15 protein-coding genes are annotated in these 19,271 nt (G+C 43.3%); 5 read left to right on the forward strand and 10 right to left on the reverse strand.

Features of this window, described 5'->3' with window-relative positions; genetic code table 11:
* Positions 1 to 589 precede the first annotated feature (589 nt).
* The 3 genes from malE to malG all read left to right on the forward strand — a co-directional run bounded on the left by malE (position 590) and on the right by malG (position 4,325).
* A complete protein-coding gene (malE, locus tag R7O12_RS03330; protein WP_005375272.1) occupies positions 590 to 1,768 on the forward strand; it encodes a maltose/maltodextrin ABC transporter substrate-binding protein MalE in 1,179 nt (392 codons plus the stop codon).
* Positions 1,769 to 1,847: 79 nt separating this feature from the next.
* The gene (gene malF, locus R7O12_RS03335; protein WP_005375273.1) at positions 1,848 to 3,422 is read left to right on the forward strand and encodes a maltose ABC transporter permease MalF; all 1,575 of its coding nucleotides are present in this window, start codon (positions 1,848 to 1,850) and stop codon (positions 3,420 to 3,422) included.
* A 12-nt stretch (positions 3,423 to 3,434) separates the two neighbouring features.
* Positions 3,435 to 4,325, forward strand: coding sequence for a maltose ABC transporter permease MalG (gene malG, locus R7O12_RS03340; RefSeq protein WP_005375275.1), 891 nt, complete (start codon positions 3,435 to 3,437; stop codon positions 4,323 to 4,325).
* Between the two features lie 367 nt (positions 4,326 to 4,692).
* Here malG and R7O12_RS03345 read toward each other — a convergent pair whose 3' ends face one another.
* The 3 genes from R7O12_RS03345 to R7O12_RS03355 form a co-directional block, all read right to left on the reverse strand.
* Positions 4,693 to 4,938 (reverse strand): hypothetical protein, encoded by a 246-nt coding sequence (locus R7O12_RS03345; RefSeq protein ID WP_005375277.1) that lies wholly within the window; start codon positions 4,936 to 4,938, stop codon positions 4,693 to 4,695.
* A 171-nt stretch (positions 4,939 to 5,109) separates the two neighbouring features.
* Positions 5,110 to 5,595: an acyl-CoA thioesterase gene (locus R7O12_RS03350; RefSeq protein WP_151515372.1), complete on the reverse strand. Its 486-nt coding sequence runs from the start codon at positions 5,593 to 5,595 to the stop codon at positions 5,110 to 5,112.
* A 145-nt stretch (positions 5,596 to 5,740) separates the two neighbouring features.
* Entirely contained in the window at positions 5,741 to 6,646 is a 906-nt protein-coding gene (locus R7O12_RS03355) for a DMT family transporter (RefSeq protein WP_318125616.1), read from the reverse strand.
* Between the two features lie 98 nt (positions 6,647 to 6,744).
* Between R7O12_RS03355 and R7O12_RS03360 the strand changes: the two genes are divergently transcribed.
* Entirely contained in the window at positions 6,745 to 7,533 is a 789-nt protein-coding gene (locus R7O12_RS03360; protein WP_047101782.1) for an AraC family transcriptional regulator, read from the forward strand.
* 203 nt (positions 7,534 to 7,736) lie between these two features.
* Here R7O12_RS03360 and R7O12_RS03365 read toward each other — a convergent pair whose 3' ends face one another.
* The 7 genes from R7O12_RS03365 to R7O12_RS03395 form a co-directional block, all read right to left on the reverse strand.
* Positions 7,737 to 9,428 carry an ABC transporter ATP-binding protein gene (locus R7O12_RS03365; protein ID WP_033906768.1) on the reverse strand — a complete coding sequence of 564 codons (1,692 nt, stop codon included), beginning with the start codon at positions 9,426 to 9,428 and terminating at the stop codon, positions 7,737 to 7,739.
* Positions 9,425 to 11,035, reverse strand: a complete 1,611-nt coding sequence (locus R7O12_RS03370; RefSeq protein ID WP_258477464.1) for an ATP-binding cassette domain-containing protein — start codon at positions 11,033 to 11,035, stop codon at positions 9,425 to 9,427. Before R7O12_RS03370 ends, R7O12_RS03365 begins: the two co-directional genes overlap by 4 nt.
* 264 nt (positions 11,036 to 11,299) lie before the next feature.
* A complete protein-coding gene (locus tag R7O12_RS03375; protein ID WP_085569339.1) occupies positions 11,300 to 13,480 on the reverse strand; it encodes a TonB-dependent receptor in 2,181 nt (726 codons plus the stop codon).
* A 94-nt stretch (positions 13,481 to 13,574) separates the two neighbouring features.
* On the reverse strand, positions 13,575 to 14,543 hold the full coding sequence (locus R7O12_RS03380; RefSeq protein ID WP_104976460.1) for a siderophore ABC transporter substrate-binding protein: 969 nt from the start codon (positions 14,541 to 14,543) through the stop codon (positions 13,575 to 13,577).
* Between the two features lie 53 nt (positions 14,544 to 14,596).
* On the reverse strand, positions 14,597 to 15,550 hold the full coding sequence (locus tag R7O12_RS03385; RefSeq protein ID WP_104976461.1) for an iron chelate uptake ABC transporter family permease subunit: 954 nt from the start codon (positions 15,548 to 15,550) through the stop codon (positions 14,597 to 14,599).
* Entirely contained in the window at positions 15,547 to 16,491 is a 945-nt protein-coding gene (locus R7O12_RS03390) for an ABC transporter permease (RefSeq protein WP_318125617.1), read from the reverse strand. Before R7O12_RS03390 ends, R7O12_RS03385 begins: the two co-directional genes overlap by 4 nt.
* A 761-nt stretch (positions 16,492 to 17,252) precedes the next feature.
* A complete protein-coding gene (locus tag R7O12_RS03395; protein WP_151515377.1) occupies positions 17,253 to 18,173 on the reverse strand; it encodes a M14 family metallocarboxypeptidase in 921 nt (306 codons plus the stop codon).
* 172 nt (positions 18,174 to 18,345) lie between these two features.
* Between R7O12_RS03395 and R7O12_RS03400 the strand changes: the two genes are divergently transcribed.
* Positions 18,346 to 19,251, forward strand: a complete 906-nt coding sequence (locus tag R7O12_RS03400) for a DUF808 domain-containing protein (protein WP_025768513.1) — start codon at positions 18,346 to 18,348, stop codon at positions 19,249 to 19,251.
* Positions 19,252 to 19,271 lie beyond the last annotated feature (20 nt).

Consider the following 19,271-nt stretch of genomic DNA (forward strand, 5'->3'; position numbering starts at 1 on the left):
TAAGTTCTTGCGGTTGGTAAGAAAAGTAGGGTAGCACTTCAATAAAATGTCCTGAATAGAAGTGCTACCCATCATAGCCAAGTACGAGTTTCTCTCCCCCACATTATTCGTATTGTCTCCCCCGTGAAATAATTACCACAAACAACACTAATAATGACATTCCACTCGTCTGGCAATGCAAAACCAGCAAATCTTTTTCCTAATACGTAGGCACTGCTGGGAAAGGGTTCTTACCATCCACTCTTGGATGACTGCAGTTTCTAAGATTGTGCGTAGTGCGACATCCTCCTAATAGAAATAATTGTAGGGGGAGTAGAAAGGGAGGAGTAAAAAAGGAGGAGGAAGAAAGCAGTTGGTCGGAAATCACATTATTGCACCACCTAAAGTTGAAACCGATCACAGGAACTATCCATTTTGTGATTTGAGTCTCTTACCCTTGGCGATTTAGATCACGAAAATACGTCATAATTGTAAGGGCGTAGGGATTAGGAGGATGAGACATATTGGATTATTTCAGATGATATATGTCGAAATACGGCTGAACCTCAATGGACTAGCCCTACATCAAAAATATAAAAAGGATACGAACATGAAAAAGTTAAGCGCTGTAGCACTAGGTACTCTTGTTGCTTTGGGTTCTTTTGGTGCTAATGCTGCCATCGAAGAAGGACAACTTACTATCTGGATCAACGGTGATAAAGGCTACAACGGCCTTGCTGAAGTTGGTAAGAAATTTGAAGAAGACACAGGCATTAAAGTGACTGTGGCTCACCCAGATGGCCTTCAAGACAAATTCCCTCAAACTGCAGCGACTGGCGACGGTCCTGATATCGTATTCTGGGCTCACGACCGTTTCGGTGGTTACGCAGAAGCTGGCCTGCTAGCAGAAATTAAACCTTCTAAGAATATTCAAGAAGGTATCGTTGATTTCGCTTGGGATGCAGTACGTTACGACGGCAAATTGATCGGCTATCCAGTTGCGGTTGAGTCTCTATCTCTAATCTACAACAAAGACCTAGTTCCAAACCCACCAAAGTCTTGGGAAGAGGTTGCAGCATTAGATGCAAAACTTAAAAAAGACGGCAAGTCTGCAATCATGTGGAACCTAAAAGAACCGTACTTCACTTGGCCATTAATGGCGGCTGATGGCGGCTACGCGTTCAAATACACTTCTGAAGGTTACGATGTTAAAGACGCTGGTATCGCGAAAGAAGGCGTTAAAGACGCAATGAGCTTCGTAAAAGGCTTAGTTGATAAAGGCGTAATCTCTGCGGATATGGATTACTCCGTGTCTGAGTCTGCGTTCAACCAAGGCAAAACAGCGATGACGATTAACGGTCCATGGTCTTGGGGCAACATTGAGAAGTCTGGCGTTAACTACGGCGTGACTACGCTACCTAAGTTCCAAGGTCAATCTTCTAAGCCATTCGTTGGTGTTCTAACGGCTGGTATCAGCACTGCGTCTCCAAACAAAGACCTAGCAGTTGAGTTCATTGAGAACTACCTACTAACAAACGATGGCCTACGTATGGTTAACAACGATAAGCCTCTAGGTGCGGTAGCACTTAACTCGTTCCAACGTGAGCTTGATTCAGATACTCGTATCGCAGCAACAATGGACAATGCGATGAACGGCGAAATCATGCCAAATATCCCTCAAATGAACGCATTCTGGGGTGCGGCTAAGAACGCAATCATCAACGTAGTTGACGGTCGTCAAACTGTCGATGCAGCTCTTGCAGATGCAGAAAAACAAATGACTAAATAATTAAGTAAGACCTTTTTAAGGAGGAGGCAACTCCTCCTTACTTTTCTATATTTATTCTATATTCGCTAGCAGGTTCCCTATGCAGTCAGTTCAAGGTACAAATGCTATGACAGCACCAGAAGCCAGCCTTCCGAGCAGCAAAAAAGTGTTCATGAAATGGTCACTTTTAGGCACAGTCGGCATCATCAATGGCTACGCAACAATCCTTATGTATTCTCGCGGTGAGATTGCGTTTGCACTACTTACGCTCATTCTTACCGCTTTAGCGTTGTTCATCTTTGGTAGCAAAAAGACGTACGCACACCGTTACATCTACCCTGGTATAGCAGGGATGATCCTTTTCATTCTTTTTCCTTTGGCGTACACCATAGGTTTGGCGTTTACCAACTATAGCGCGAAGAACCAACTCTCTTTTGATCGCGCTCAGAACGTACTTTTGGACCGAACTTACCAAAGTGGTGATAGCTACCCGTTCACTTTGTATAAAACGGAGCAAGGCCATCAACTTGTGGTTGAAAAAGATGGTGAGCTACTTGCAAGCCCGACTTTTCAGCTTGATAACCTTTCAGCATCGGAGTTTGATCTTTCACCAATTGAAGAAGTGACGGGTGAAAAAGAATCAATCAAGGCGATTGTTAAGAACCGCAGTGCGTTGAGCAGTGTCGATTTACATTTGCCAAGCGGTGATGATATCCGTATGAGTGGGCTGCGCAAATTTGCTGCAGTTGTGCCTTTGTACACATTACAAGAAGATGGTGAAACGCTTTACAACAACCGGACTGAAGAAACGCTACGTCCAAATATGGAAGTAGGTTACTACCAGCCTGTCGATGAAAACGGTCAATTTGTTGGCAGCACAGTGTCACCAGGTTTCGTGGTGAACATTGGTACCCACAACTTTGAGCGTGTTTGGAAAGATGATGGTATCAAAGAGCCGTTTATCAGTATCTTTATCTGGACCATTGTTTTCTCTGCGCTAACCGTATTGTTTACGCTTGTTATTGGTCTTGTCCTTGCCAGTGTGGTTCAGTGGGAAGCACTTAAAGGTCGCTCAGTTTACCGTTTGTTGCTAATCCTGCCTTATGCAGTTCCGGCGTTTATTTCTATCTTGATCTTTAAAGGTTTGTTTAACCAAAGCTTTGGTGAGATCAACATGTTGTTGGAAGGCTTATTCGGAATTAGCCCGGCTTGGTTCTCTGACCCGTTCATGGCGAAAACCATGATCTTAATTGTGAACACTTGGCTTGGTTTCCCTTACATGATGATTTTGTGTATGGGCTTACTAAAAGCGATTCCAGACGATTTATATGAAGCATCAGCAATTGATGGTGCGAACTTTGTCACGAACTTCACACGTATCACACTACCAATGATGTTGAAGCCGTTAACACCATTGTTGATCGCGAGTTTTGCATTTAACTTCAACAACTTCGTACTTATCCAGTTGTTGACTGGCGGTGGTCCAAACATGATTGGTACATCAGAGCCTGCGGGTTACACCGACCTGCTAGTAAGTTACACCTACCGAATCGCATTCGAAGGTGCTGGTGGTCAAGACTTCGGTCTAGCAAGTGCAGTAGCAACGCTTATCTTCCTATTGGTTGGCGCATTGGCACTTATCAACCTACGCGTAACTAAAGTAGCTCAGGACTAAGGAGAAATTACAATGGCAATGGTACAAGGTAAGTCATTAAAGTATCGTGTTTGGGCTACTCATATTGCAATGTGGGCATTCTTGGCACTGATTATTTTCCCTTTACTGATGATCATCGCGATTTCATTCCGTGAAGGTAACTTTGCAACGGGTAGCCTGATCCCAGACAACCCAACACTTGATCACTGGAAATTGGCATTAGGTTTCTCGGTGACTAATCCAGACGGTACAGTTACACCGCCACCATTCCCAGTAATGACATGGTTGTGGAACTCGGTAAAAGTGGGTGGTATTTCTGCAATCCTAATCGTGGCGCTATCAACCACATCGGCTTACGCGTTTGCTCGTATGAAGTTCAAAGGTAAGAACACCATTCTTAAAGCGATGATGATCTTCCAGATGTTCCCTGCGGTGTTGGCACTGGTTGCTCTGTACGCGTTGTTCGACAAACTGGGTCAGTACATTCCTTTCCTTGGTCTGAACACGCATGGCGGTCTGATCTTCGCTTACTTAGGCGGTATCGCACTGCACGTTTGGACCATTAAAGGCTACTTCGAAAGTATTGACTCGTCTCTAGAAGAAGCAGCGGCTCTTGATGGTGCTACACCATGGCAAGCATTCCGTTTGGTATTGCTGCCACTGTCTGTGCCAATCCTAGCGGTAGTCTTCATATTGTCGTTCATCATGGTAATTGGTGAAGTTCCTGTAGCGTCACTACTGCTTTCTGATGTAGACTCGTACACACTTGCAGTGGGTATGCAGCAATACCTATATCCACAAAACTACTTGTGGGGTGACTTTGCCGCAGCTGCTGTACTTTCAGCAGTGCCAATCACTGCCGTATTCTTACTTGCGCAGCGCTGGTTGGTTGGTGGTCTAACCGCTGGCGGTGTAAAAGGATAATCTCTTGTGGTCTGAGATTGATAAGAATAACTAGAAAAGGGCGACCACATGGTCGCCCTTATACTTAGCACGGATATTACAATTTTGGTTTGGCCGCCGATCAGTAATATCTTGGCTTTTATTGGCGTTACGCATAGCTGGCTGTTAGCTTAGTTCCTTACGATTCAATCACTAACAGTTTTTGTAACCATAACCTGAGTTTAGACTCAGGTTTTTTTATGCCTGTTAAAGGCAATTTTGCAATAAGTAGATAGAGATTAGCGGCTTTGCAATGGATTACACAGGGCTTGAATAATGCCCTGCGTAGCACTTCACATAAATAACTAGAGCTTAGTAAAAAGCTAAATTGAGGTAGGGAAGGAAGAGATTAAAACTCTCGGCTGGAAGGTGCGCATCCAACGTATTGAAGCAGCGTGTACAAACTTTCTTGCTGCAGTGCGACGCGACGAAATAGATTAGCAAAGGTAACGTCACCGCCAAAGCAAGTTTGAATGTAATGATTAATTTCTGTTTCGTTATACCCCTCGACGTACATGGTTCTCACCCACTGGTACTCGACCGCTTTTAAATTGGTCAACGTCTCTTCACTTAAGGTCGTTTCTTTTAGTCTCAAGATCCAAACTCTATCCAACTCTAAAATAATGGATGGATTTAAGCAAAGCTAGGTGAAGGATTTATGACAGAGAAGGGCGAGCGTGAAACAAATGGCAAAACCATGATGTTGCTCCACACTCTGGGTCTGGGTAACGTTGAGGTACTTAATAGCGTTCTTAACGGATGCCAGTTACTTGAGATATTTAACGTGTGCTTCCATTTCTTCCCCAATCTCTTTACGCATGTTCATAAGACGGATAGCGGATTGCTCTAAGGCTTTGTCTTCATCTGACTCTGGAATCCATTTCGGTACATCGGTTGGTTTTCCGTTTTCATCTACAGCAACCATGATAACGATACAGTGAGTGGTGAGTCTGTTTTTCATTTGCTTTGGATCACTAGCTTGCACGTCAATCGCAATGTGCATTGAGCTTCGTCCGGTATAAATGACTTTCGCGCTAACTTCGACTAAGTTGCCGACATGAATCGGAGCAACAAACCGAATGCCGCCAGCATATACGGTAATGCAATATTTACCACTCCACGCTGCAGAACAGGCGTACGCTGCCAAGTCGATCCATTTCATTACGGCGCCGCCGTGCACTTTTCCGCCAAAATTTACGTCGCTGGGTTCTGCTAAAAAGCGAAGGGTAATGTCTCTTTGACCACTGCTCATCTGTCTTTCCTTGATGGGTTATTGTTTTCCCAATTTAGCAGCAAGATGAATTTTCGGGAATAGCGAATGAAACAAAATATTAACTTTTATTCGAACGCTGGAAGTGACAAGCCACAGCGTAGTTCTGTGGCTTGAGGTGTAGATGTTAATTGGCGGTAGAGGCAATCTCAGAATTGGACAATAGTTCTCTCTGTCTTACTTTTATTTGCGACAGGATAACGCCAGAGATGACTAACAACCCACCAATAATATGGTAAGCGTAAATTTTCTCACCAATTAGTGTTGAAGCAAGTATGACGGAAACCACAGGCATTAGGTTCATGAACATAGCACTTGAATCAGCACCAATTGAATCAATCGCTTTTACCCACATCAGCGGCGCGAAAATGGAAGCAGCAATACCAGCATAAGCGATTAATGGTAGCGCGTCTTGGCTTGGTAACAGTTGTTCACTAGAGAGCCAAAGTGGTGTGAGCATCAAAACAGAAAAGAAGCCCTGCATGTAAACCAGAGTCAAACTACTGAATGGCATTTTCCAGCGTTTTAGCAGAACACAATAAGCCGCGTATACCATGGCAGCAACGAGCATTAAGCTGTCACCTTGCGTTAAGTCTTGATGTAAAAAGTAAGTGATATCACCGTGACCAAGCATAAGTGCCAAGCCGCCGAGCGAAATGACACCACCGACGATACTTAACATTGATATAGATTTACCGAGCAATGGGACACTTAAAAACACACTGAGCAAAGGAACTAAAGAGGTGATCAGGGCCATATTAGAGGCCGTTGTTGTTAAACCGGCATAGTATCCAAGTGACTGGTTGAGAACCATACCAAGTAACGCAAGAAACGCCAACTTAGCTAAGTAAGGTCGAATAATGTGTCGTTGTTTGATGATTGCAGGCAGGCAAAATGGCGTTAGGAGTACCATTGCGACAAACCAACGGTAGAAACTCATCGCACTTGGTTCAATGGCGCTCGCAGCCATCTTGTTCACTATTGAGTTACCACCCCAAATCATAACGGTGAAAAACGGAAGTAAATAAATCATGAGAACCCTATAGCACAATTATTGATGGCGCTAGTCTGGCAGGTCTTTATAATAAAAAGTATCTCTTAAAAGACATCGTAAGCGATAGGAAGACAATTTTGAAAAAGAGCGCCAGAAATCTTCACCCCTCCTTATCAATCGATCGTGCGCCATCAGATGTATTTATGAATTTCGAAGCGTTTCTCTCTAATACAGAAACACGAATTCATAGCCACCCTTGGGGGCAAGTGCAACTGATCAGCGGTGGGATTCTGGAGATGGATGCAGAAGACACAAGATTTCTAGCACCTCCACATCTTGCTATTTGGGTTCCCGCCGGAGTTCGTCACACTAGCTACAACCGTAAGCCAATCGAATATTGTTCTTTGAACATTGCCCCTGAATTGACGGCGCATTTTCCAACTAAAACGAGCTTGATCAAAGTGACTCCAATCGTGTCATCTATTATTGAGGACTTTCGTCAGCGAGACATTAACGTGGCGCAAACTGATGAAGACAAGCGCTTGGTACAAGTGTTATTGGACCAGCTTGCAAAGCAAGAAGTCGAACATCACTTTTTACCGACTACCGACAATAAGTATCTTGAACCGATTTTAAAAGCAGTAGAAGAATCGCCGACGGATGAGATCAGTTTGGCGGAGTGGGCGGCAAAAGTGCATACCACAGAACGCACGTTAGCGAGACATTGCCAGAGTGAGTTGGGCATGAGCTTTACTGAGTGGCGCTTACGTGTGCGATATTTACATTCTATGGAGTTGCTGCGTAAAGGGCAGACCGTAAAAGAAGTCGCTCTGACGTTAGGTTATAACCAAGCTAGCCCTTTTATCGCGATGTTCAAGAAATACTCCGGCATGACACCGGAGCAATACAAGAATCGATTGTTGTAAAAGTGTAGAGTCTATTTTAAAAAAATTGACAATGCGCTGTATGATGACCGACTCGAAAAGCTGATGGTATTGGAAAGACTTACGTCTATCTTGTGTCAGATTGAGTCAGAATTATAACCTTGAGAATTCGCTTTATTATTATTGCTTTACAACATGCCTGTAAGATTCTTTAGATGATACAATGTGCTAAAATGACAAAAAACTCAATTGACACCGCTTAGATTTAAGTATTGATTGTTATTAGTTTCTTCAGCCGCCAATTTGTCCCTACTTTTCAAGGAAGTAGAGTTGTACTGTGCAACTATAACTCTTCTACCCTCAATCGTGAGTTCCAATGTGGGTGACCATATATTCTGATCGCGATGCGTCACAATAATCACGGTCGAGTTCAATGTTTGAATATGTTGAGCAATACTTTTTTCGGTTGCTTCGTCTAATGCTGCCGTCGCTTCGTCGAAAATGAGGATTGGCGCCTTTTTAATGAGAGCTCGCGCAATTGCGACTCTCTGTCTTTCACCTCCTGACAACCCTGAGCCTCTTTGTCCTACTGTTTGATGTATTCCTTTAGGAGATGAGTCAATAAGTTTGTCCAATTGTGCGTGTCTTGCAAAGCTCTCAACTTCATAATCACTTGCATTGGGATTACCTAACCGAATGTTATCCGCCAATGTGCCAGTAAAAATGACCGGTTCTTGAGCAACATAGGCTATATGCTGGGTGAGCACGTCATAAGGGATATTCTTTAGATCTATCCCTCCGAGCGAAATAAGACCTTGGTCAGGATCATCAAACCTTAGAAACAGGCCCAGTAAAGTGCTTTTGCCACTGCCACTGACTCCATTGATGACGACGGTATCACCTTGTTTGATCTCCGTGCTAGCATCTTCAAAGAGATCTAAATGGCCCACAAGGTTCAGTTCGAACTTATGGTTTTTGGGGGAGGTTGCAAATTGAGGATTAGGCTCAGGCAGAACAGGGACATTCGTTAACTGAGCGTAATTTTTAATTGAGGATTTTACGTCGTTAATCGCAAAGCCTGCCAACGCGAGTTCACCCAAAGGTGCAGCTGCACGGGTAATCAATATCAATAAAGCCAAGACTAATAAGGGTTGAGTAATCGGCTCTAAGACGAGATAGATGGCGATACCTGCAAGGGGTAAAATCGTTGCCAATCCTGATACTAAGGTTGCGATAGAAGCGTTACGATTAATAGTTGAATGAGCTTCTTCTTGTGCGTGCCAACTCTGTTCAATACGCTCGATTGAGCGCTCAGGCCCCGCTGTTGAGCGAAGTAACTCAAGGTGATCTATGAGCTCAAGTGTTGATTTAGTCGCTTGAAGCTCTGCGTCATGTCGGTCGCTATCTGAGCGACTTAGGTATCTTTGCGCCTTGTACTGAACGAGCAGTGCAACTAGTAACAATACGGCACTGAGTAGTGCAATTTCACCTCCTCCAACGACCCCAATACCGATAATTAAAAATATGGGTAACATTGGAGCGTGTAAAAATGTTTGTAGCTGATGAGCAGGAATGGCCATAAAGCCAGGTATTCCTCGTTCTGCTAGTTGAGTGAGCTGAGTTCTATGCTGATCATTAAACCAAGCTAACTTTGCTTTACTGAGCGAATGACCTACTGATGAATAAAGATCCCCAGCCAGTTTCGCACCAGAGAGAAATCCAGAACGAGTTACAATAACGGTAACTATCACAGTTAGAACAGCAGCTATTATGACGTTCAATGGTGAAGCTTGTTCGACAATAGATATTGCAAGAAATGTGTAAGCCGTTGCCTCAAATAATGCAACTAGTCCCCAACCTATAGCGACTCGATATAGACGGTGCTTTGCACTTTGTGGAATTGTCGAATTGGAATAGAGGGTATTGTGAGCCGTCATACTTCTTCATCCTGTCGTTGAGCCTTTCTGTTGAGCATCAATGTAGTGTCTGCAAGTTTCGCGAGTTCTGAGTCGTGAGTAATTATGATCAATATCTTGTCTTGTGTTTTCGCAAACTTCGCGAGATTTCTGATCACAGTGAAGGCCGTATTTTTATCGAGAGCACTGGTTGGTTCATCCAGTAATAGAACGTTGGCTTGAGTTAGAAATGTGTTAGCTATTGCGACACGTTGTTGCTCGCCTCCTGAAAGCACGCTTGCATCAGAATTGAGGTCAATCTTTAATTGAGCTTGTTGCAAAGCTTGGTTCAGCTCGTCGTCACTTGAACTTGGCGTTGATAGTTTCAAATTCTGCCTAATGGTAGTTTTGAGTACACCGATATCTTGGGGCACATAGCGTATGGCGGAGTATCGGGATATCTCAGAGAGTTTAGACAGTTGATTGCCTCCTAAGGTAACGAAGCCTGAAAGAGGTGTTTCTTGACCTGCTAATAGACGTAGTAACGTACTTTTGCCTGCTCCGCTAGGCCCCATGATGGCTGTAAATGAACCCCGTGGGAAGTAGTGGGAGAAGTTATCAATAATATTAACAGTTCCATTAGCCACTACGATATTTGATGCTTGTAGTGATAGCGGTTTTTCTCCCGCGCTCAAACTGCCACTTTCTATTTGTGGTTGCTGTAAAAAGTCGCTGATGTTCTTTGCAGCATTCTTTCCTGCGTTAACGTAGTCCAATCCATGGCCAAGCTTCAGTGCGGGTGATACGACGGCCAAACCAAAAAAGAATAGCGACGCCATTGCCACGGGACTTAATTCATAGCCAATGGTATAGGCCATTGCGAAAGTCGAAACCGCTTGAAGTAATGCGGTAGCAATTGCTGCTGGAAGGGCAACGCTACCAACCCATTTCACTATGCCGTGAGTAAAGCGTCTTGTGGCATCATTATAGCTGTCGAGTGCTCCTGCTTGCGTGCCGTAAATTCGATTTACTCGGATACCTTTTGTGTAGTCGTTTACTGCGGTAACGATATCACCCATTATTGTCATGCGCTCTTTGCCATGTTTAGCGGCGAACCTAGGTAAAAAGAGTAGGTAGTACAATGATGCAATTAGACCAGGGAGCAGAGTAAGCATCGCTACCGGACCTGTGAGATTCAACATGATAAAAATAGAAGTTGCGGGTACGACAATGAATGTCACGAGTTCTGAAGGCAAATGCGCAACCATGTGGTGAAGCGTGCTGATGTCTTCGGAAACTATGCGACGCAGTTGATTATCACCATATTGAGAGATGGTCTTGCTTGGCAAGCGCGTCAAGTGCTGAGCAACTTGGCGACGTAATCGAGTGGAAAACTGCGACTCGGCATCATGAACTAACCACGAGCCCACTGATGAGGCAAGTGCGCTAGCCGCCCAAAGTCCTATGGCACCGTAAATCCATTGGTTTGCAAATTTATCGATAAGGTTTATCAAGCATAGCAGTGCACCAACTTTTGCCACAGCGGCAAGTGCTTCACAAAACGTTCCCAAAGCAAGCTTCTTAATCGATGGCTTTAAGGCTGGCATTAAGCTAGGCGTAACGTAATGTTGGCTGATTTTACTTATCATATTGTCACCTTATCTAGCCTATCAAGCGAAAATAAGGAGAACGTGGTAGAGCATATTGAGCTCTTATCGTTTTTCATATAAAGCCTATGGAAGTGGACGTTGATGGATTATGTTTTGAATTAACTTTGGCCGTAGGTGTTGCGAGCTCTTTGTCTGCTTGAATGTTGAAGATGAGTACTTCCTTTGATTTGTTGTGAATTTTCATGAACAGCCAAATGGGAGTAAGTCCCCCTTAGAAGGCAGGCTAAAGGGGAGGTGGAGGGATTAGAAATCCGCAGTAGCTGACAGCATCACTGTACGTGGTGCGCCAAGAGCTAGGTCCGCATAGTGGGTGGTTGTCCAGTAATCTTCATCCAGTACATTGTTTACGCTAAGGCGCCAAACCACGCTTGTTTCAGCAATTTTTGAGTTGTAGCGTGCGCCAAGATCAAGAATAGTCTGTGCAGGTAATGCCTGAGTGTTTTGTGCATCAATGTATTGTTCAGACATATAGTTCGCTTGGCCGATAAGCGTGAGATCACGCATCGCAGGGAGGTTCCATTCTAATGCGAGTTTAGCTTGTAAATCGGGTAGCTTAGTTGCTTGTTTCCCCTCCTCTGTCACATCTGTTGCTTTTGTAATCTCTGCATCTGTATAGGCGATACCACCGATGAGTGTATAGTCCTTTGATAGTGTGCCGTAGAACCCCCATTCAATACCGCGATTGCGCTGTTCACCACCGAAAGAAAAAATGTTGGTATCCGGATCTTGGTACCCATTTGGCTTTTTAATCTCAAATAAACTGAACGTATGAGCAAAGCCGTCCAGGTCAAGCTTCACGCCTGCTTCAGTCTGTTTGGTTTTTTGGGGTTCAAAAGCCTCTCCTGCGTTTGCAGCGCTAGAGCCTGCTGTTTTCCCATTCGTTAAGCCTTCGGTGTAGTTACCATAAAGCGAAACTGAGCTCGAAACTTTGTATAATGCTGCAAGTGCGGGAGTGTAAGTACTTTCCTTAAACTTGGTGGTAGGAAGCGACATTCCGTTCATTATTATTCCAGATTCATAATCAATGCTCTGGTAACGCAAGCCGAGCGTGATTTGGTATTTCCCATCAACAAAAGATAACGTATCGGCAATGCCATAGCTGACCTGAGTTGAATCGATAGGTAAACCATAGTAGTTGTCGTAAACTGAATTTTCTGGTCCCCAAACAGGATCATAAATATTCGAGTTCCAAGGGGCTGGATTATTATTACCTGTTGGAGAATCATTTTTATCTTCTCTAAAGTAAGTACTATTCAGTACAAGGTGGTGTTCTACTGGGCCAGTGTCAAAGTTGCTACGAACACCTATCTCACCTGAAGTCCGTTTGTTCTCAAGCTTAACTGATCCGAGAGATACCTCTAGGTTACCCTCGTTATCGATGATTTTGATTCGTTGCGGTACATTTGAATGAAAATCTGTACGGCTACCACCCAATGCGCTGTATACAGTTACAGAGTCACTAACGCTTAGCTCCCCGCGAATCATCATCCCTTTATCTTCGCTATCATTGTAGGCCCAACTTGGCGTCAATAATGTGTCAGATGGAGGAGGTGATGGGATTTTGAGACCAGAAGCGATGCTTAACCCACGGTTTGCACCTTCAACTCGCTCTGTACTGTAGTAAAAATCTGCTTCAAGGAAAGCAATGTCATTACGCCAATCAAGGCTTAATGATGCAAGTTGAGTTTTGTTGCTTTGGTTGTTTATCGCGGTGTCTCCATCTTTAAATGCACCGTTGAAACGAATACCAAATTCTTCATTTGTACCAAAGCGACGTCCAATATCGATATGTCCTCCGAATTGAGTGTCCGATAAGTAGCTGCCGGTGAAAGATGTGATTGGTGTTTCTTGTGCTCTTTTTGTCACTAAGTTGATGGTGCCACCAACAGATCCATTCGGTGGCATACCGTTGAGCAAAGAAGCAGGACCTTTAAGTACATCAATACGTTGATACATTTCAGGAGAGGTTCGGTAATAAGGAGCGATACCATACAATCCATTAAACATAACGTCGCTAATGTCTGAGTTGAAACCTCTTATTTTGAAACTTTCTTTGTTTAAGCCGGTTTCACCGCTGGTGAAAACAGAGGGATCAGAAGCTGAGATTACATCTGAGATATCGCGTGCTTGTTGGTCTTGAATGTGTTTTTCTGTGTATCCAATCGTATTGAAAGGCGTTTCCATGAAGTTTTTGTCGCCAAGCATTCCTATATTACTCGCGTGAGAAACTTTGCCAGCGGCATAAACTCTGTTTGCTTCACCATAAACTGTCATTGATTCATCTACGACTTCTTCAGCTTGAGCGATACTAATTGGTACGACAAAAGTACTAAATTGAAGTGAAATAAAGAGGGCGATATGACATGGGCTTGGTTTGTTTTTCTGTGAAGAGTCCATCGCTATCTGATGATAGTCATGAGTCATTATAGATTCCTTTTCTTTGTTTGGGCTAGCTCACATCCGTTCTGACGTCGATTGAGTGTTGAATTACTTAAGATCCAACTCATTGTTATTAGATTTAGCTTTGGTAACCTTTTAGGATGTCTTCAATTATGATTTTCAGAGATGTGATGCTTGCTGAAGTGATGTACCAAGCATCGGCATCAACAAAAACGACGTTGTCGTTTTTCCATGCTTTGGTTTGACGGAGTAGTGGGTTTGCTAAGTGTTCCGCATCAATGACAGGCTTTCCTTCCATTACTGCTGTTCGATCAATGATGTAAAGAATGTCTGGATCAGCTTGGCTAATGAACTCGCTAGAAATTGGCTGACCATGCAAACCTGTCTCCACTTTTTCACTCGCTGGTTTTACCCCCAGAACATCGAAAACGAAGCCATAACGAGACTCAACGCCAAATGAGCTGAAAGCACCATTGTTATGCATGACAACCAAAGCTTTTTCAGAACGCTCTTTCGTAACAGCGCGCACTTCTGCGACTTTTGCATCGATTTCGGCAACTTTCTGTTGGGCTAGCTCCTGCTTTTCAAAGATCTCACCAAGCTCTACAAGGTGTTTCTTAATGGTATCGACGTGATGGTCACGACTATTACGGTAGTTGATGTCAAAATGTAAAGTCGGAGCGAGTTGAGAGAGTTCTTCATACTGATTAGCATGTAGCGGAGTCATCAATACGAGATCTGGTTTTAGGGCATAGATCCTTTCCATATTAGGCTGAACTATCGCACCAAGATCCGCTATCTCAGGTGTGTCTTTGTATTTCGCTAGAAAGTGAGGAACAAAGTCTTTCACCATTCCTGAGATTGGAACATTTAGCTGATCTAAAAAGTCCACTTCGTTCATATCTAATGCTGCCACTCGTTGAGGGCGATGAGAAATAGTAGTTGCTCCGAGATTGTGTTCAATCACGATGAGCTTTTCTAATGGCTGAGTATCTTCAATTTTAATTATTTCCGGCTCGCAACCTGATAAGGTTCCTAGAGCGCAGCAAGCAAGCGCGATACTCAAACGTAGGGGGCTCTTAAACATGGGGTATTTCCTTTTTGTCAGTGAGTTGTCTTTAAACAGGCGAGTAACAGTTTTCATATGTGGCTTCTTGTTCTTATCGTGATGGCTAGGAAATATCCCCCACAAAGGACATTCACCAAAATAGAGACGGTGGTTTTAAAGTTAAATAAGTGCTCTACCAGAAGTTGACCAGACAAGAACATGACAATTGCAATAGCACAAGCAACGAGCAATATGTGTCTGTAGTTCGGTGCGCTAGTAACGGAATAAGCAATATTGGCAATAAAAATTCCCATAAAAGCCGTTGGGCCAATCAAGCTCGTCGAAATTGCTACTAAAATGGCGATTACAGCAAAGAACTTTGGTACATATTGCTTATCATTTAGTCCTAATGACATCGCTTGGTCTCGACCTAGACCTATCACATCTAGCTCGCGTGACCATCTGTTAGCAAAGAGTGCCAAAACGCTTAACGCAATACTGGAAAAAAGTAACGTAGAAGGTTTCGCTCGCTCAAACGAGGTATAGCTGAGCCCTTGAAGGATAGAGAATTCTCCAGGGCTTATTCTGAGCTGGATAAATTGAGCAAGAGTTGTCAGCACCATTGTCAAAACAAAGCCAATCAGCAGAACTTGGTGCATGTCATGTTTAAATCTATTGAGTACCCAAGATTGAATCGTTAAGGAATACAACAGAATGAGTATTGCAGAGACAGCGAAATTACCGACAACACCTAATGTAGCAATGCCAGAAGTGCCCCCTAGTAATAAGAGTAGGGTTTGCCAAACCAGATAAACCGACTCATATCCCATAATGGATGGCGTAAGAATACGATTACCAGCTAAAGCTTGGAAAATAACAGCAGAGATGGCCACGCAGCTGCCCCCAATAACTATGGCACCAAGTTTAATCAGCCTCTTAGGGATGACGTAATCAAAATCCCACCCAGAGCTTGTAAAGATAAAGGCGATAGACAGCATGCAAACGAGTATAATGCTCACTCGCATGTTTGAGTAATGTGATCTCATACTCGTGCTCCTTTCAAAAGAAACACAAGAAACATGACTCCCCCGATAGCACTGGCTGTTAATCCAATTGGGACTTCAAAAGGAAAGGCAACAACTCTGCCTATGACATCGCAAAAAATAAGTAACGAAGCGCCGCCTAGTGCAACGATTGGTAGGGTGTTTTTAAGGTGATCGCCATATTTTAGTGCGACTAGGTTAGGTATGACTAAACCGATAAAATGAATGGCACCTACGGTCACCACTGTTATAGCAACTGTCACGGAAACTAGCATTAGACCCAAGGCGGCAGTGAACGCAATATTAATTCCTAAGTTGGACGCAACATCTTCGCCCATTCCCATCACAGTAAACTTATGTGCATATAAGTAAGTCAGTAGGGTGATGGGTAAAATCAAGAAAATTATTTCATAGTGTTCTTGGACCACTTTGGAGAAATCTCCCATTAACCAACCGGACATACTCTGTAAGATGTTGTTTTGATAAGCATAAAACTCCGCTATAGCACTTAGTACACTACCAAAAATAAGCCCAATCACAGGTATTAACGCAGAGTTACTGAATTTAATTTTTCGTACGATGGCAATGTAGATAAGGCCAGCGGCGAAGCAAAATAGTACGGCGAAGAGCATACGTTCAAGCTTGTCTGAGGATGGAAGCATGACGATAGATACCAAAATACCGAGCTTTGCCGCATCGATACCGCCTGTGGTGCCCGGCTCAACAAAACGATTTCTAACAATATGTTGAAGAATAACACCACATATTGCGAGACCAGATCCGGTAAGAATTAGTGCGATTAGCCTTGGTAATCTGCTAGCAGTAATCGGTAGCCAAGCTTTGTCATCCATGGTCAGCAATAACGACCAATCTAGTTGGTTTGCGCCGACGAAAATTGAAGTTAAGCACAGTATAAAAAACAGGCTTACTACGTGAATACTCATACAGAATCTGCCCCAAAATAAAATGAGTTTCTCTTAACTTATGACTTGGGGATGGAATACGAATAATGAATATCTATTCGCATATAGGTTCTAAATTCCAACAAAACATAACCAAGTTATTTTTTATAAACATTAAGGTCACAATCCAGCCCTCAAAGTATCACTAGGCCATACCTAAAAATTCAACGTGCTGATTTGGCTTTAAAACTGGATTAACTAGCAAAAGAAAAGTGCCGCTTTCAATGCAAAGAGAAAGAGGTTCTCGATTTAAAATTAAAATACAAATGATAATTATTTTCATTATATCTTTGTTTTTTCGGTTAAGCAATGAGGCTCATATATGTTTCTCTAAAAGGATCAATCGCGTATAAAAAACAAGGCAATGGCTAATGCATGTGCTTTTGGGTAAGTGATTAAAAAATAAAGCCAAAGAGCATTAAGCTTTCTTATTGTTTAAGGATGTTTTTCGCTTCAGAAGCTCGTTGGTTGAGGTTTGATTTAAATGGTATGACGATAGTTTGTTCAGGAAGAGGAGTTAGTAGTGACGATGATGTCTAGATGTCGTTTGTATTTTAGGATTTATTAGATACCGCATTAAAATAGCGTCATAAAGTCGTGATGCTTCGCATCTTCAGTGTTAGCGATGTTAATGCGGTAATTTCTAATAAACTAGCGGATTAATGTCTCAACTTGCTTTTGGAGCAAAGTAAAGCTGATTCACAATTCAAAGACATCGTCAGTTGCTTTATTGTTAACCTGTGTTATTCGAGCTTACTTAGTACGTAATTCAAACCACCAACTACGGCTGCAACCTGTGCATCGTTGCATTCTTCGTCGGTCACCGTTGGGCTGTCTGGGTACACTTCCGTTGTCGTGCCGTAAACGCAATTTGTTACGCCGCCACACAGGCCCAGTTTTACCATTGGGTAGTTGATAACGCCAAACTGTACGACGGGTGAACCAATGATTTCGCCGTTTTCATCTGCTGGTGCAATGTGAGTCACTTTTGCAACTGACTCAATGACCGCTTTTTGGAAGTCAGGCTGAGGGTTTTCACTATCTCCCACCGTGTAAAAGCCATCTGGGATCATACCTTCAATGTACTCAATACCATCACGAGCAGCTAAGGCTGGACGGAACTCAGTTTCGTCAGAATCTGTCGTTTCATGTAGATCAATGTGCATTAACACATCGCCTAAAGTTGCAACGAGCTTCATGAGGTTAGCGGATTCTTCGACAGGACTATCCTTATAGAAAGAGCGGTTTGGATCAATCGCGTTTGGATTCCAGCGGTTGATCACCTCGTAACCCCAAGGGCTTACGCAGGGGGCAACGACAATATTGAAATGCTCTGCATAGCGCTCTGCTTCCGTTTCTACAAACTTTAATGCGCCATGTACACCGCTGGTTTCGTAACCGTGCACGCCGCCTGTGACCAACACAACAGGTTTAGTTGAATCCCAATTGCGTGTTTTGATACAAAACAGAGGGAAGCGTGCCTCGTTGTATGAGAGCGCACCATATTGTTCAACATCAAAATGCCCGCGTAGGGCATCGATTTTACTGACGACTTCATCTTGGTAGCTACGTTTTACTTCTTGCGTTGCTAACCAAGCTTTACGTTCTTCTTCGGTCCAAGGTTGGCCAGGAGTACCGATCGGGTAAATGTATCCACTTTTCATCTATACTTTTTCTTTTGACTGCTGAAAGGTATCACAAGACTAGACCTGTCTTATCTTTACGGCAATATAAAACACCATTTGGGGTGGTACTCTTTGCAAAATCATCACTTTGATGAGTGATTCATTGGTGTTACATTTTGTTACTTACTCAATTTCATATAAGAGACAAAAAATGGCTGGAGCAAGTTTACTCACACTGTTGGATGATATTGCCACGGTGCTTGATGATGTCGCCTTAATGTCAAAAATGGCGGCAAAGAAAACCGCAGGTGTATTGGGAGATGATCTAGCGTTAAACGCTCAACAAGTGTCTGGTGTTGCATCTGAGCGAGAGATTCCAGTGGTTTGGGCGGTTGCAAAGGGCTCATTCAAAAATAAATTGATTTTAGTTCCTTCAGCTTTGCTTATTAGCGCGATTATTCCATGGCTTATCATGCCATTATTGCTAATTGGCGGCTTATTTCTCTGCTTTGAAGGGGCAGAGAAAGTACTTGAGAAAGTGTTTCCTCACTCGCATCCGCACGAAGAAGAAGATGAGCTAGTTAATACTGGCGAGTCGATAGAAGAGTATGAAAAGCGTAAAGTTTCTGGTGCGATTCGGACAGACTTTATCCTTTCAGCAGAAATCATCGTGATTGCGTTAGGTACCGTGACAGGAGCCAGTCTTGTTACGCAAATTTTAGTTGTCAGTTTAATTGCAGTGATTATGACGGTTGGAGTTTATGGACTAGTCGCTGGGATTGTGAAGCTAGATGATTTAGGCCTTTACCTTGAAAGTCGCTCAAACGGTAAAGGTTGGGTGGCGAAAGTCGGAGGGGCCTTGGTCGCTTTTGCACCAAAGTTGATGAAGTTGTTAACCATTGTAGGAACTGCTGCGATGTTTTTGGTGGGTGGAGGAATTGTGGTGCACAACGTGCCAGCCATTCATCACTTTGTAGAGCCGATTATTATGAACTTTAGTGGTCATTCGGTTGCTACAGCCATTTTGCCTATTTTATTGAACGGTATTATCGGCTTTGTGGCGGGGTTGGTTGTGGTTGCGGTATGGACGATGGTTGAAAAGCTTCGTGGTCAATAATCACATCTAAAACATGAGAC

The organism is Vibrio sp. Vb1574, assembly GCF_033338675.1.